This is a genomic window from Candidatus Anaeroferrophillus wilburensis, from assembly GCA_016934315.1.
Classification (GTDB): Bacteria; Desulfobacterota; Anaeroferrophillalia; order Anaeroferrophillales; family Anaeroferrophillaceae; genus Anaeroferrophillus; species Anaeroferrophillus wilburensis.
Map to the genome: position 1 here is coordinate 1 of JAFGSY010000052.1, position 14,947 is coordinate 14,947.

The window sequence follows — 14,947 nt, forward strand, 5'->3', positions numbered from 1 at the left end:
CAAATCTTATTTTGCATGTTCATTGTTGGCAATTGGTTAGCGTTGCATGTGAGTATTTGATACAGTTTGCATATTCTGCTATTTTTGGAGAATGGCACTGCTGCCTCACAAATTTTCAAGTAGTGGTAAATAAGTTGGTGGTGCCGTAGTTTCTTTATCTAGAAAGAGATCTAGGAAATTTCTTCTCTCAAAAAGGTTCAGTTGTAATACTCCCCAAATTTGATGGATCGTCTAGCCGATTCTGGCTTTGAACTTGGTGTAGGAGGGCAGCAGGTAGACGCAATTTCCTAAAAGATATCTCACGGAGCGATATTTGTCATAAAAAAATATTTTATCATGTTGGTACTTTTTTTGCATAGCCTTGATGAGACTTTCGAAAATTCAATGGAGGACCTAGGAATGGCTAATATGTGTTTAAAGAAATATTATTGTTTTTTATGCCACGCCATAATCTTTCTTTTGGTACTATTCTCTAGTGCGGGTTCTGTCTGGGCTGATTGTGCCGTGAAATTTAACTGGTTGCCAAACCCTGAAAATTATGTGGCAGGATATAAAATCTATTATGGTATTGTTCAAGGAGGACCATATGTTTCTGCGGTTGATGTGGGAATTCCGGCCCTAATAAATGATCATTATGAAGCCACCGTTAGTGGACTTATAGAAGGGACTACCTACTATTTTGTGGCTACCGCCTATGATGCGAATGGTTTTGAAAGTGAATATTGTTCTGAGGTTGTATATACTTGTTCTGTCGATGGTCCTCTGCCACCGCCGGTCGATCTTACGCCGCCGTCCCCGCCAGCCGGTTTGGGGGTAACTAAGTAGAAAATTAATACATAGTCGACTATAATAATGCAAAGGCCTCATTTTAAAAAATGTGGCCTTTGTTTTTAAAAGATATTTTTTGTTACTTAGTTACTGTTTTGTTACATTACAATTTCTTACCCAGACTATATGCAAGTACATTTTTAGTCGTTTGAGGTATTTTGAATGTTTACATGATCTAACTGTACTATCCACTTAATGAAAATTTGCCGGTTCACATCTATTTCCTCGATGGAAGCGTTTGCTGAAGCGGCCACTATACTCCGGTATTCCGTTTCCGCTTGCAATCCAAGATTTCTTTGGACACAATTGGTTGATTTCTTTGCTTTTTCAATGAGGGTTTCCAGCAAATACGCATATCTGCCATCATCAATTCCTTCCCTCACAGCTTCATATTCAGGGGTAGTGATTGGTCCATTCGTTCCTGGATAGGCAATCATTACTTCAGCCCCTCCTGCATTGTCCAGATCAGAATAGGGGTCGCCGGCGGCATTTTCGGTGGTTTGAAAGGTCCAGGGGGTGATGCCGATGAATGTGGAACTGATATGGTTGAGCCCAAATGTCCGCCTGATACTTATGGCATCATCAACGGTGTCGGGAACTGTCGTTAGTTCATTAGGATAGTGCCAGTGCTCGCCTGCTGCTGAATTTGGGTCGCCGAATTGAATATCTATGGGCCATGTGATATCGTCCCAGATTGTTAGCGCTGTCTTCTCCCCTGTTTCCCCTATGGCATGCAGCAGACTTTCAGTTATCTTCATGCGGTTTGGACCGCCGCTGTCATCCTGGATTTCATCCCCCGGCATCCAGTAGAAATCCACGACATTCATCTCAGGAAAATACTGCCTGGCATGGGAAGTGATTTCCTTCATCAGCAGGGGATGGTGTTTAAAGTCGAAACTGAGACTGGAGCCGGCCCATCCCGGTTTTGAGCTTTGCACCAGATGACCGCAATAATAGATGAAGGGCCCGGAAAAGCCAACTGCGACAAAGGCTTTGAGTGCTGCCTCAAGATCTCTGAGATTGGGGGTCCCATCCGGCATTCGCTGAAAGGTAAAGGAAGAGTGCGGAAAAACAGTGGTCAAACCGTGCTTTTTAAAGGACTGGTAATATTTCAGACCGTTTTCATATACCTTTTGTCGTTCTTCATCGGTTAAATCCTGGGCGGTCATCTCCTGGAATTCATAAGTCATCATGAAGCCGTATTCTTTGTCCGGCCTTTCCTGCAGGGCAAACGGCAGAACTTCGACATGAAGCGGGATCTTGGTTTGTCCCAGGCTGCTGGTGATGATGATTTTGCTTTCATAGGTCCCGGGAGCTGTGTCGGAAGTGGCGTGGAGAGTCAGCCAGAATCTCTGAGACCGTCCTGCTTCAATGATGGCATGATTCTCTTTCTTCAAGAGTCGAGGGCGGAGTTCATATGCTTTTCCCACGGGTTTCCTGCTGGTGATTCGGGGAACTGTTTTGACCGTATGGATTTCAGGAGGCGGGAAGTTTGTCGCGCTGTTTCCCTTTAATGCGGAGACAGTCACCGTTACCTTGCCGAGATTTTCAAGGGCATACAGTGAAAAGGTGGCGGGTTCATATTCATTTTGGGCCAGCCTTACGGCAACGGCTGCGATAGTATCGCTCTGTTTTGGCGCTGAATTGGGATAGACATATTTGAATGGATTTCGCTGCCACAGGATAAACCCGCGCGCGGTATCGGCGGTGGTTGCTTTAGCCTCAAGGGGTTCATCTGGTGGGTTTTGAAATGGTATTGGCTGCGGTTGCAGCCAATTTTTCTTTGAGCTCGTTTCTCTGGTCTGCAGTGTTTCAATGTGGTCAATAGTGAAATCTTGAGCGATGATAACGGTGCCTGAGGGATGTTTGCGTATTTCTATATGCAGATCATAATCTCCGGGCGATATGTCGAACGGCAGATAGAAGTTTAAATTGCCGCCGTAATAATCCAGCTTAGGAATGTGAAAGGATGCGACCTCTTTGTTTTGGAATGACAGTTGCCCCAGGGCATGCAGCTCGTCAGGCTGCCAGGGGAGGGTGTCTGAAATTTTGAAGCCAATCATTAGGTTGAGCCTGGTTTCTACGTTATCTAGGAGTACGATGCGGTGGGAGAGATTGGTGCTGATGATCTTGATTTCTTGCGGTTTAGGTCGGCAGGGCAGGATGGCAGTGACGATGATGGAGAGCAGCAGTATTGACAGCAGACTGAGTAAAAGATTTTTTTTCATGAAGGGGTTTTGAAATGCCCGAATGAGGGTTGTAGCCACAGATACACGCAGACAAGGCTCCGCGTTCAGCAAGTATATCGTTGTGTATCACTAACAGGTTTTTTTATCAATCTCCCGCGAAAAATTGGAAAAAAATTGGGGACAGACTGCGGCTTTTTATTGTTAGCCAGACTCAGACGGCACATCAGAAGAGAAGAAAAATAGCAAAGGAAAAAAGGGGGGACGTCCGTGAACGTTGGTGTTTATTTGCAAAACGGTGATGGAATCAGAAAATGGGATGTTCCTGTTTTTCTATTCGATTTGGTATTTATCAAGCCGGTAGCGGAGGGAGCGGAAAGAGAGGCCAAGGAGTTCGGCGGCTTTGGTTTTGTGATGGCCGCTCAGTTCAAGGGCCTGGTTGATGAGACTTTTTTCCAGGTTGGCGACGGTTTCCTCCAAATCGATACCCTCCTCTGTGAGGTGAATATCTGCAGTAGTGCTTGCTGCTGTCGGCCTGGTCAGTGATGTCGGCAGGCTTGCTGCTGTCAGTTCCTCAGTGTTTTCTAAAACGACACTGCGCTCGATGATGTTTTCCAGCTCCCGGACATTGCCCGGATAAGGGTAGTGGATGAGGACTTTTGTTGCTTCCGGGGTCAGGCTGGTAACTGTCCGGCCGTATTCCCGGTTGAAGTGTTCGAGGAAGTGGCGAACCAGCAGGGGGATGTCGCCAGCCCGTTCCCGCAGGGGAGGCAGGTCGATCTTGATGACATTCAGCCGGTAGTAGAGATCTTCGCGGAAACTGCCTTCAGCCACGGCTGTTTCCAGATCCCGGTTGGTGGCCGAAATGATCTGAACTTCCACTTCCTGTTCCACCGTACTGCCCACCCTTTTGAAACTTTTCTCCTGGATGACCCGCAGAAGCTTCACCTGCAGGGCTAGGGGCAGTTCGCCGATTTCATCGAGAAAGATGGTGCCGCCATGGGCGGCGGTAAAGTAGCCATCTTTGGTTTTGACGGCGCCGGTGAAGGCCCCTTTTTCGTGGCCAAAAAACTCGCTTTCCAGCAGCTGCTCAGGGATGGCGCCGCAGTTGACGGTAACAAACGGCTGGTCTTTGCGTGGGCCGGTATAGTGGATCGCCCGGGCTACCAGTTCCTTGCCGGTACCCGATTCGCCGGTAACCAGGATGTTGGCCTTGGTCTGCGCCACCCGCTGGATGAGGTCGTAGACCTTGAGCATAGCGGAGCTCTTGCCGATCAGGCTGCCGAAGCCGTAGCGCTGCTCCAGCTCCTGCTGGAGACGGCGGTTTTCCCGCTGCAGATGGGAATTCTGCAGGGCCTTGTCGATGGTCAGCAGGATCTCGTCGTTGTTGAACGGCTTGGTGATGTAGTCGTAAGCGCCGTTTTTCATCGCCAAAATGGCGGTGTCGGTGGAGGCGTAGGCGGTGATCATGACCACCGCGGTGGCCGGTGATTTTTCCTTGATGATTTTCAGCAGGTCGAGGCCGTTCATCTCCGGCATGCTGATATCGGAAATCACCAAGTCTATGGTTTCCCGGTCAAGGAGAGCAATGGCCTGACCGGCCGAGGTGGTGCTGCTCACCTGGTAGCCCTGCTTGCCCAGCATGATTTCGAGAAACTCGCCCATGCTGAGCTCATCGTCGACGACGAGCAGGCGGGCGCGTAGTTTCGAAAGGTCTTTGTCGGTCACGGAGATACTTTGTTGTTGGTAATCAGCTACAGAAAAAGTAAAAAGAAACACTGTAGTAGTACTATCGGCAGCCTGTCGCTGGTCTTCAGTGAAAAATTGATCAGCCACAGACCCACACCGGCAGACATAGACCGGGGAATATCGTTACGTTATTGCGTTGCTCAGGGTACGGACGGAATGGTTTGCAAGGGCATGAGAATCAGTTGGTGGAACTGCTGAAAATATCATCATATTTTTGTTCAATCACCTGAACTTCCGCATCGGTCAGCTGCCGGAACTCTCTTTCCCTTGCCCGCTTCGCCAGCCGACCATTATTGTGACTGAGAAAACGGATAAGCAGATCAACCAGTCTATCGGGCATGTCGATATAGTTTTTGATGAAGTTGTTAAAAAGGTCGTGTTTTTTCAGGTTGTTAAATTACAATAACGCAATTTAACAATTTAACAACGTCCCCAAAAGGCTTATTGCTCTGATATTCTTGGGGTGTGCAGGGTGATGGGGAGGTGTTGTTGGTAATGAATGAAATCCTTGTCGCTTGTAAATATGGGCAGCTTATTTCTGCTGGCAACAGCGCAAATAAGAAAATCTGTATTCGACCCTTGTATGCCTTTGCTGCGTAACAGGTTGAAGTATTCTGCTGCTACTTCAAAATCTTGTGAGCTGAGCGGTAAATCGGGAAAGGCTGCCAATTGTTGTTTGAGTTTTAAAAATTGCTGTTGCTCTTTTATCCCTGAAAGGATCTCCTGCCGGATGGGTCCAATCAACTGCACCCGCACTTCTTTGATCAATTCTTGCAACTCAATTCGTTCGCTATGCCCGCCTGTCGGCTTATTTCTTCGGAGGGCCAGTGACCAGATCGACGTGTCAACCAAAACTTTCATTTCAGCAGCCGCTGTTTTTTGTAATCATAATCGGCATCGTAGTCGATCGTGCCGAAAAGATCGAGAGTATCAAGCTGTTTGCGCCGTTGGATATACTCCTGAAGCGCTTCGGTGACGGCTGCCTTTTTAGTGCGGTGCTGCCCGATAGTGCGGGCTTCTTCGATGAGCTGGTCATCAATTGCCAAGTTGGTGGCCATGATCTCCTCCCCGTTATTGTTACACAACTGAATGTAGTTTATTGTGTGTGTCACTGGAAGTCAATGAAAAAAAAAGAAAATGGGAAAATAGGGACGTTGTTACATTGTTAAATTACAATAATGCAATTTAACAATGTAACAACGTCCCTGATAAGTGGCTTATGGTTGACAAAGGGTCCTGTTTATGCCATACATTGGCTAAAAAAGGGGGCAATTATGGATAGGATGGCGAGCTTGAAGCTTGAGCGGTGGCTGCAATCCCGGCGGCGCAAGCCGCTTGTTTTGCGGGGTGCCCGCCAAGTTGGCAAGTCTACCCTGGTCAGGAACTTTGCCGCACAACAGAAACTTCATCTTCTTGAAATTAACCTGGAACGTCATCTGCAGTTGGAAAGGGTTTTTGCCAGTCTGGACGTCGCCGCAATTCGGGGGGAGCTGGAAGCGCTTACCGGTCGCGCACTTACCGAGCCAGGATCGCTGCTGTTTCTGGATGAAATTCAAGCAACGCCGTCAGCCCTGCAGGCGCTTCGCTATTTTTATGAAGATCTTCCAGACGTGCCGGTCATTGCCGCCGGGTCTTTGTTGGAGTTTACCCTGGCAGAGCATAACTTTTCCATGCCTGTTGGCCGCCTCGAATATTTTCACCTTGGTCCGATGAGCTATCGGGAATTTTTGCAGGCAGTTGAACCCTCACTGTGCCGTTACCTGGACGAGATCGATTTTTCCGACAAACTGCCGGCTACGGCCCATCAGAAATTGCTTGAGCGTCAACGGCAGTATCTGTTTGTCGGCGGCATGCCGGAGGCTGTGCTGGTATTTAAGGAGAGTGGATCGTTTGCCGAGGTTGCCCGGGTACAGCGGAGCATCGCCAGTACCTATGAGGATGATTTTGCCAAATATGCCCGTCATCGTGAACTGGCGCTCCTCCAGCGCATCTTTCATTTAATCCCCCGGCAGGTTGGGCATAAAGTCAAGTACGTTCATTTTTCCAGGGAAAATCGATCCCGCGAGGTCAAAACAGCCATTGATCTGCTTGCCAAAGCCCTGGTTTGCCATCGGGTCTATGCCAGCCACTGTTCAGGTGTTCCCCTTGCAGCCGATATCGATGAGTTTGCCTATAAGCTCCTTTTTTTGGATGTGGGGCTGATGAATCATCTGTGTGGTCTGGACTGGTCGACATTAAGGAATATGGATGTTAACCAATTAATCAATGAAGGGGCTATAGCCGAGCAGTTTGTTGGTCAGCACCTTGCCTATCTCAAGGGGGGAGTGGAGCAGCCGTGGATGGTTTACTGGCTGCGCGAAGGGCGAAAAAATAACGCTGAAGTAGATTATGTCATTTCCCGTGATTCAGAGATTTTTCCGGTGGAAATCAAGGCCGGGCGCAGTGGTGCCCTGCGTTCATTACACCAGTTCGTGGCTTTGGGGAAAGCCGGAAAAGCGATTCGTTTTGATGCCAATCAGCCCAGCTGGCAAAAGGTCGTGCAGAAAGTGCCGACAGCCGACGCCTATCGCGAAGTATCGTTTGAACTATTCTCGCTGCCCCTGTATGCCGTAGGCGAACTACCCCGCATGCTGCCCAGCTGAATTATGAATTTTGGGGACGTTGTTACATTGTTAAATTACAATAACGCAATTTAACAATGTAACAACGTCCCCAGGTGTTCCACAGGGAGAGGAAAATCTTTGACGCCGGGCTATTGTTGTGATATCTGAATTTATGATATTCAAATTGCAAGAAGAGGGTTTATGCTTGACCGGCATCTTGAAGGGAAAATAAAAAAAGCGGCTGCTGAGTACCCGGTGGTAACCTTGACCGGGCCGCGTCAGTCGGGCAAGACCACCCTGGTGCGCGCCGCTTTTCATGATTATGCCTATGTATCTCTGGAAGATCCGGAAGCACGTTCATTCGCTCTCGAGGATCCGCGTGGCTTCCTGCGGCAATGGCGAGATGAGGTTATTCTTGACGAGGTGCAGCGCTGTCCGGAACTTTTTTCCTATATTCAGACGATCGTTGATGAGGAAGACCGGCCCGGACAATTTATTCTTACCGGTTCACAGAATTTTCTGCTTCTGAAGAGCATCAGCCAGTCGCTGGCCGGCCGCTGTGCCATATTCCATCTCCTGCCCCTGTCGTACGATGAACTTGCCGGCCGCCCTTCACTGCCGGTTGACCAGCTGGGCAGCGTTTTCCCCGCTGACCGGCCGATTCCGGACCGGGACCTGAACGATTGTCTGCATCGGGGCTTCTATCCGCGCATCCACGATAAGGGGCTGGAGGCTCAGGATTGGCTGAGAAATTATTACCAGACCTATCTTGAGCGGGATGTCAGGGAGATAATTAATGTCGGGGATTTGGAAGCGTTCCGTCGCTTTACCGCCTTGTGTGCCGGGCGGACCGGGCAGCTGCTGAATTTTACCAACCTGGCATCGGACTGCGGCATTACCCATACAACCGCTCGACGTTGGCTGTCGGTATTAGAGGCGAGTTTTATTGTCGTTCTGCTCAGGCCGCACCATCAAAATTTTTGCAAAAGGCTGGTCAAAACGCCTAAACTCTATTTTGTCGATACCGGGTTGCTGTGTTATCTGCTGCGCATCAGAAAACCGGAGGAGCTGACCTTTCATGCCGCCCGGGGGGCAATTTTTGAGAGTTTTGTGGTGGCAGAACTCTACAAGAGAGCGTTTAATGCCGGTGTGGAACCTGACTATTTTTTCTGGCGTGATTCAGCCGGCCATGAAGTTGATATCATCATCGATTTGGGTGATGAAGTAATTCCGCTGGAGATAAAATCGGGGAGTACGTTAAATAAGGATTTTTTCAAGGGGCTGGAATATTGGCAACATATTGCCGGGGAAAAAGCGAAGCCTCGGGCCGCGTTGATCTACGGCGGCAACAGTTCGGTTGTCCGCAACGCCATCCATGTGTATGCCTGGTGGAATTTTTAAACTGCAACGTCCCTATTATTTGGCGGTGTCGAGCATTTCGACCGTTTCCTGGACCTTGCCGTCGTACAGTTTATGTTTATCTTTTATGGTGAAAAATTCATTTATTGTCTGCTTGATTTTATAGGCGCCGGCATCGGTGCCGCCAATGGCATATATTTTTCCGTCCGGGGTGGAGACCGCCGCCAGTGTTGAGCGGGGAAGCTGCATGGACGGTCCTTTCTCCCATGTGTCGGTAACCGGGTCGTAGATGAAGACATCATTCAGCGGGGGACTGCCCCATTGCCCCAGGCTGCCGCCCATGATGTATATCCTGCCGTCCGCGCCAAGCGCACCTGAAACTGAAAACCGTGGCTCCGGCATGGGGGCCCGGCATTCCCAGGTGTCGGTCGCGGGATCATAGACCTCCGTGGTCTGGTAGATGAATCGTTTCCCGGTCGTTCTATCGCTCTTATCACCACCGCCGAAGATATAGATTTTATTGTCTCTGCCCAAAACCGCCGCAAACAGAACCCGCTTTCCTGACATGGGTTTTTTAAATTCCCAGGTGTTCTTTACAGGGTCGTAGCATTCAATGGAGCTGAGGAATTCCGTTTTGCCGGTGCTTTGAAATTGATTATCACGACCCATCTCGAGGATTATATGATAACCTCCCAGAACAAAAATCCTGCCGTCAGGCAGGGCAACGGCTTCATGGTCGATGCGGCGTTCGAGCATGGGAGGGATGTCGGTTTGATGGACGGTTTTAACCCTCCGGTAGGTAAGCGTTTGGTTGACAACCTCGAAAGTAGTTTCGGGCCATTTCATGGTAACCGGATCATAGGGTAGGACAATGTTTTCTCCAGAACCTTTCCACAAACCTTTACCGCCAGTCCAGTAGATGCGGCCGTCTTTGCTGACGGCAATGGCGGCCCCGTCTCCTTGTCGTTGGTAATCAGTATTTCTTAATTTTTCCGGTGGGATTTGAATGATCCTGTCAATCTCTTTCTTGGGCCCGTAGGCTTTATAATAACCCGGGCGATCTTGTATCGTTTTAACAGCGATCCAATATTTTTCAGCCGTATCATAATAGTAGTAATCGTCAGGATTTTTAATCTTTCCTGGAACAGGCTCCAGGACCTCCCAGGCGTTTTTTACCGGGTCATAGACCATGTTTGAAAATTCGCCATCATTATACTTCCTGATCAGGATATAATTATAAACCCCTCCGCCCATGACATATATTTTGCCGTCATTGCCGAGGGCGGCATCGTGGCCATAGCGACCATTGGGCATCGGGGCGACATATTTCCAGCCGGCACCAATACAGTCGGCAGAGAGGAGAGACAAAAGTAACAATATGGTGCTGATAATGGTTCTGGCGGTCATGAAAAATCCTCTCGATTAATTGTCCGGGAGTGTGAAGTTCGCGCTTGGTACCAATGGCACCGTTGTCTGCCCCGGGGCAAGGGGAATCAGTTCATATGTAACCCGCCAGATCCTCGCTTCCTCCGCAAAATGTGCACTGTCGTGAAGCTGAAGCGGTGCGAGTTCTATTGAGTTTCCGTCAATGGGTGCTGAATCAATAACATTGCCATCCTTATCGGCAGATGTCCCGCAAAGATGCCACTTGTAATCCTGGTCCATGGCATAGATGACCAGGACGACACGATCTATATCCTCATTCCAGACATTGTATTGCACCTCGACCTCACATGCTGCGGAATTGATGGTAACATTGTCATCATAAAAGGTCACGGCAGAAAGGATACTCTTGCCCACCACCCAGTCTGAAAACCCCTGTTGGATGGGATCGTAAACTTCAGGGTTATCTCTAAGCCGGTACTCATCCGTACTGAATTCAAAATGGTCAAACTCGGCTCTATATTCAAATTTTTTTGCTGATGCGTTAACTCTTAGCAGCGATTTGTCCCCGTCATTATCGGCAGTGGTTCGGCAGAAGACGCTGTCGACGGGGACGACCTTATCATTATCCCCCAAGAGCGAGGCGAGGATCCCTTTAGTGCCGGCAATCATGGTCATGTTGGCCTGAGGCATACATGAAGAAGATCGGTTCAGGTTATATAAGGTCGGGTTGCCGCTTAACCAGGAAATCCAGCTGCGGTCATCATAGGGGAACAGATCCCATGTCCCCGGCGACCAGCAACTGCTGATTGCCGTCATGGGGGGAGTGTTTAGCTCATCAAGCATAAAAAATGTCCCGTGATTCGGGGTGGCGGCCATCACCATGTTGTGGACGCCCCGGTTTCGGGCTTGAAGCGTACGTGATACGATCCCGCCCATGCTGAAGCCAAAGGTATCAAAATAGGGAAAGGAGCCGGTACTGCCGTGTGTATCAGAGGGCAGTCCCTTGACATCCAGGGCCGCAAACGTGGTGGCCAGGCTGTTGCCGGTCTCAACAATTCCGGCACGCGGATTATAGGTTCCGAACATGGGACGGTACACCCCATTGGTTGCGAGTGCAATATCTTCGACCATATACTTATATCGCTGTTCGATGTTGGGATCGGTGTGCCCCTGGTTATAGAAGATGGCCTTCCCATCCCATCCGTGGAGCATGAGTATGGGAAGGGCGTTGGCGTTGGGTTCTTTTTCAGGACCCAAAATATCTAAAATCGTCAATTCATCTTTGTCATAAATATAGGCGTTGGGCGGCGGGAAAATATGGTTGTATATTATCGATGAGGCCTGAACAAAGAGATAAAGATGAGCAATGGTTATGTTGGGGATGTAATCATTGAGCGAGGCGAGGAGGATCGGTTTTTTCGTGCTCAGATCAACGGCAACAGGATCGCCGAATGCGGTAGTGGAAAAATTTACCGCCGCAACATGGCGGTTGTTGATTTCATCCACTGCAAAGTCATAGGGTTTGATCTGCATGAGTGTCCAGTGTGTGCCGTCCCAGTAATAAGGAAAAACCGTGCTCTCATCCAGATTGAGAGCGTCAACGGTTGACTGGAAATACCGGCCGGCCAGGACGACCCAATTGTTTATGGTGGGGATTTCAGCACCATCGATGGCCGGCTCCACCGCAATCTGGATCATCTCCCCCAGTGCGGCCACCGTGGGATCGCCCAGTTGAGGATCAAGGGTCAAACTATCTCCGGGATCCACGACCGGCCCGGTGGTGGGCGGCATCAGGGTGATGATCGCATCAGCGCTCAGGGCGCCGGGAGGAATGACCATCATGAAACGCTTGTCAGGGCTCTCAATAGTTCCCCCTGCCGCGGCCGTAACCAAGGCTGAGATGGTGTCGGGGGGCGCGGGATCGGCCTGATCGAGAGCTATGTCATAGGATGTAGCCGTAGGCGTAGCTTCATCAACATCGGCATCAACCGCGGCGACGCGAGAAGTGGCAGGATATCCGAATGCGGCAATTTGGAGCGTTACCAGGCCGGCGGGTAGATTGTTCAGCAGATAATAGCCTTGCGCATTGGTTGTGGCGACGGCGCCGGTTTCCTGATTTGTTATGACGACATTAGAGAGGGGCTTGCCGCTCTCTTTGTCAAAAATCATCCCTTCCAGAGAACCGGTCTGCGGGCGGGGTGTCAAGGTGAAATCGACCGTTGCGGGCTCATCGGCCTCTACGGCGATGAAACTTTGTTGGTCTGGCAGATACCCGGGGTGACTTGCCGACACCGTATAATCGCCCACCGGCACGGTCAGCATGGTATACGTTCCGTCAGCTTCGGTCTGGGCGCCGGCAAGAACCCCTTCGCCGATGCCGATCCGGGCATTGCGGACCGGTTCCCCGGTTACGGCATCGATAACCGTGCCGACAATCGTCCCGCTGGTTGTGGGCGCCAGATTAAACGTAAGCGTTTCCGAGGCATCGGTAACAACGTGCGAGACCACGGCCACCGCTTCATGGTTCAGGGCCATAGCCATAATCATGATGTCGCCGGTCGGCAGATCTGCAAGGGAAAATTGGCCGTCTTGATTGGTTACGGCCTCGATCGAGGTGCCGATGACTTTCACCATTGCCCAGGCAATGGGCCAACCGGTTATCCCGTCTTGAATGATGCCGGTAACAGTAGTGTTGATTTCCGCCGGCTCGCTGCGCCCGTTGCGGTAGGGAACCGCGAGATCCAATTCATAGGGATTCTTGTCAATCAGCAAGGTGATAAAGGTGTTTTGCGTGTTTTCCTGAGTAATGTAGAGTGTCTGCTGGCCGTACGGCACATCATCGAGGGCAAAAGTTCCGTCTGCTGCGGTGACGCATGCATTGTCTGTGCCGCCAAGCGTAATGGTTACGCCTGCTTCCGGCTCCAGGGATGTGCTGTTGACGATGGTTCCCATCACCATGGAGAGCGCGGATTCTTTATGCAGGGCAAAGTCAATTTTCCAGATGCCCGGTTCATCATAGATTGTCTGCCAACTGCCGGTGGTATAGCCTTCAAGGCTGGCAGTTATGGTAGCCGATCCTGGTGTGATGCCGTAAATCGCATAGGAGCCATCGCTCAGGGTGATGGTTGACTGCGTCTTTTCCGCATCGGTGATCGAAACATTGACGCCGGCAAGGGGCTCACCGCTCTGGCCATCACTGATGATGCCGATGGCGGTCACGGCGGTGGCCTGAATATTGACCACTATGGTTATCGCGTCGCTCACCGAACCTCCCGGGCCGGTGGCGGTAGTGGTATAGGTGGTGGTGGCCGCGGGCGAAACCATTACGGATCCGCTGGTGGCCACGAGGCCGATTCCCGGCTCAATGGTTACCGTGTCGGCATAGGATGAAGTCCAGGTGAGAGTTGTGGGTTGACCCGGATCGACGGTCAGCGGATCGGCTGTTAGTGATACAACCGGCGGGTTCGGGCTGACAATGATGGTGACGGTCATGCTGGCGGTGATGTCGCCGTCCGTAACCCTGAATTCAGGCTGATAGCTGCCTGCCTGGCCGACGACGGGCGTCCAGCTAAACACCTGGGTGTCAGGATTAAATGTTGCCCCTGCAGGCAGGTTTGAGGCGGAGTAGGTTAATGGCTCATCACTGCTGCTCTGGGCGTGAACCGTGAAGGCAAGCTCTTGTTCCTCCAGAACGTGCTGGTCGGCAACCGGATCAAAAAGCAACAGTGAACCATGAGCAACCGTTACCGGGGCAGCGGTGTAGCTGGTTACGGGTTCGTGCTGGCCGTCATCAATAACCGCGTAGAGGTAATACTCTCCTGCCGGGACTGCTGAGGTGTTCCAGGTGTACTGATCGTCGGCGCCGTCAGGATCTTCATCAAGGCCGGCGGCAATCAGGGTGCCGTCGGCGTTTGTTTGGTCAGTGTCGTAATAGAGGGCGATGGCGGCGTTGCTGTCCGGATCGTCTCCGACCAGGTGATGAGAAAGCTATCGTCCGCCCGATCATCAGTGCCATCAGGTTCAGTAATGGTGATTGACGGAGGATAGGTTGCGGCGGCGGTCACGGTAATGGTCACATTGTCGGTGGCGGCGCCGCCGGGCCCCGTGGCCGTGATCGTATAGGTGGTGGTCTGGATCGGTGAAACGGCAATCGAGCCATTCACCGCAACGCTGCCAATCCCCTGATCTATTTCGCAGGAATCGGCATCGGTCGCATTCCATGAAAGGGTTGACGATTCACCACTCATGATCGCCGCCGGATCGGCACTGATCGTGACGGCCGGCGGTGTTGACTGTTGTTCCTGGATCACCTCAATGGTGAGATAACTTCCCGGGCTGCTGGCCAGTTCAACGGTAATCGAGTTGGTCTCTGTGAGATTCAGCGGTGCTTGCAGGAAAGAAACATTCTGACCAAAATCAGAGGGGCCGAACAGTTGTTCTCCATTGACCCAGACCGACGCACTGCTTATGGCATTGGTGATTCTGTTGTCACCGTCGGTAGCCCCATTCTTGACAATGAGCGTTCCCGGCCCCGAAATCGCGGCAAAGGAATCGGTGAAAACATTGGGAGAGCCGGTGGTGCGAACATATTGCTACGGACCGAATACGGTCTCTTCGGTTGTATCGGGTGGGTCGGGTGCAATAGCCGCCAAGGAAGTGCCGGCGAATATGGCCAGGATCAAACACAACGCAATAAGAGCAGCCCTTTTCATCGTTGCCTCCTTCATTCAATGAAGTGCCTCACTGCCGCTGATAGCTAAGTGCTTTTCATCTTCAGCTAACCATCCTGATATCCCCGTATCCAATTCAGACGCCTTTTGTCAATTGTATAAAAAA

General features: G+C 50.8%; 11 protein-coding genes. 3 read left to right on the forward strand and 8 right to left on the reverse strand.

Features of this window, described 5'->3' with window-relative positions:
* Positions 1–399 precede the first annotated feature (399 nt).
* Positions 400–825 carry a fibronectin type III domain-containing protein gene (locus tag JXO50_12445; protein MBN2333898.1) on the forward strand — a complete coding sequence of 142 codons (426 nt, stop codon included), beginning with the start codon at positions 400–402 and terminating at the stop codon, positions 823–825.
* Between the two features lie 143 nt (positions 826–968).
* Here JXO50_12445 and JXO50_12450 read toward each other — a convergent pair whose 3' ends face one another.
* The 5 genes from JXO50_12450 to JXO50_12470 all read right to left on the reverse strand — a co-directional run bounded on the left by JXO50_12450 (position 969) and on the right by JXO50_12470 (position 5,821).
* Positions 969–3,056 carry a hypothetical protein gene (locus JXO50_12450; protein ID MBN2333899.1) on the reverse strand — a complete coding sequence of 696 codons (2,088 nt, stop codon included), beginning with the start codon at positions 3,054–3,056 and terminating at the stop codon, positions 969–971.
* 291 nt (positions 3,057–3,347) lie between these two features.
* A complete protein-coding gene (locus tag JXO50_12455; protein ID MBN2333900.1) occupies positions 3,348–4,679 on the reverse strand; it encodes a sigma-54-dependent Fis family transcriptional regulator in 1,332 nt (443 codons plus the stop codon).
* A gap of 262 nt (positions 4,680–4,941) precedes the next feature.
* Entirely contained in the window at positions 4,942–5,103 is a 162-nt protein-coding gene (locus tag JXO50_12460) for a hypothetical protein (GenBank protein MBN2333901.1), read from the reverse strand.
* A gap of 101 nt (positions 5,104–5,204) precedes the next feature.
* Positions 5,205–5,624 carry a PIN domain-containing protein gene (locus JXO50_12465; protein ID MBN2333902.1) on the reverse strand — a complete coding sequence of 140 codons (420 nt, stop codon included), beginning with the start codon at positions 5,622–5,624 and terminating at the stop codon, positions 5,205–5,207.
* Entirely contained in the window at positions 5,621–5,821 is a 201-nt protein-coding gene (locus JXO50_12470; GenBank protein MBN2333903.1) for a type II toxin-antitoxin system VapB family antitoxin, read from the reverse strand. The genes JXO50_12465 and JXO50_12470 overlap by 4 nt, the downstream gene beginning before the upstream one ends.
* A 216-nt stretch (positions 5,822–6,037) precedes the next feature.
* Here JXO50_12470 and JXO50_12475 point away from each other — a divergent pair, with 216 nt between their 5' ends.
* Together JXO50_12475 and JXO50_12480 are read left to right on the forward strand one after the other, a co-directional pair.
* Complete coding sequence (locus JXO50_12475) at positions 6,038–7,405, forward strand: ATP-binding protein (protein ID MBN2333904.1); 1,368 nt, start codon at positions 6,038–6,040, stop codon at positions 7,403–7,405.
* A gap of 162 nt (positions 7,406–7,567) precedes the next feature.
* Complete coding sequence (locus tag JXO50_12480; GenBank protein MBN2333905.1) at positions 7,568–8,767, forward strand: ATP-binding protein; 1,200 nt, start codon at positions 7,568–7,570, stop codon at positions 8,765–8,767.
* 15 nt (positions 8,768–8,782) lie between these two features.
* Here JXO50_12480 and JXO50_12485 read toward each other — a convergent pair whose 3' ends face one another.
* The 3 genes from JXO50_12485 to JXO50_12495 form a co-directional block, all read right to left on the reverse strand.
* Entirely contained in the window at positions 8,783–10,132 is a 1,350-nt protein-coding gene (locus JXO50_12485; protein MBN2333906.1) for a hypothetical protein, read from the reverse strand.
* 15 nt (positions 10,133–10,147) lie between these two features.
* Positions 10,148–13,834 carry a carboxypeptidase regulatory-like domain-containing protein gene (locus tag JXO50_12490; protein ID MBN2333907.1) on the reverse strand — a complete coding sequence of 1,229 codons (3,687 nt, stop codon included), beginning with the start codon at positions 13,832–13,834 and terminating at the stop codon, positions 10,148–10,150.
* A 170-nt stretch (positions 13,835–14,004) separates the two neighbouring features.
* A complete protein-coding gene (locus JXO50_12495) occupies positions 14,005–14,421 on the reverse strand; it encodes a hypothetical protein (GenBank protein ID MBN2333908.1) in 417 nt (138 codons plus the stop codon).
* Positions 14,422–14,947 lie beyond the last annotated feature (526 nt).

Coding starts and splice junctions, on each gene's coding strand:
- JXO50_12460 (MBN2333901.1), bottom strand. CDS start 5,103: ATGCCCGATAGACTGGTTGATCTGCTTATCCGTTTTCTCAGTCACAAT.
- JXO50_12450 (MBN2333899.1), bottom strand. CDS start 3,056: ATGAAAAAAAATCTTTTACTCAGTCTGCTGTCAATACTGCTGCTCTCC.
- JXO50_12465 (MBN2333902.1), bottom strand. CDS start 5,624: ATGAAAGTTTTGGTTGACACGTCGATCTGGTCACTGGCCCTCCGAAGA.
- JXO50_12445 (MBN2333898.1), top strand. CDS start 400: ATGGCTAATATGTGTTTAAAGAAATATTATTGTTTTTTATGCCACGCC.
- JXO50_12485 (MBN2333906.1), bottom strand. CDS start 10,132: ATGACCGCCAGAACCATTATCAGCACCATATTGTTACTTTTGTCTCTC.
- JXO50_12455 (MBN2333900.1), bottom strand. CDS start 4,679: ATGGGCGAGTTTCTCGAAATCATGCTGGGCAAGCAGGGCTACCAGGTG.
- JXO50_12470 (MBN2333903.1), bottom strand. CDS start 5,821: ATGGCCACCAACTTGGCAATTGATGACCAGCTCATCGAAGAAGCCCGC.
- JXO50_12475 (MBN2333904.1), top strand. CDS start 6,038: ATGGATAGGATGGCGAGCTTGAAGCTTGAGCGGTGGCTGCAATCCCGG.
- JXO50_12480 (MBN2333905.1), top strand. CDS start 7,568: ATGCTTGACCGGCATCTTGAAGGGAAAATAAAAAAAGCGGCTGCTGAG.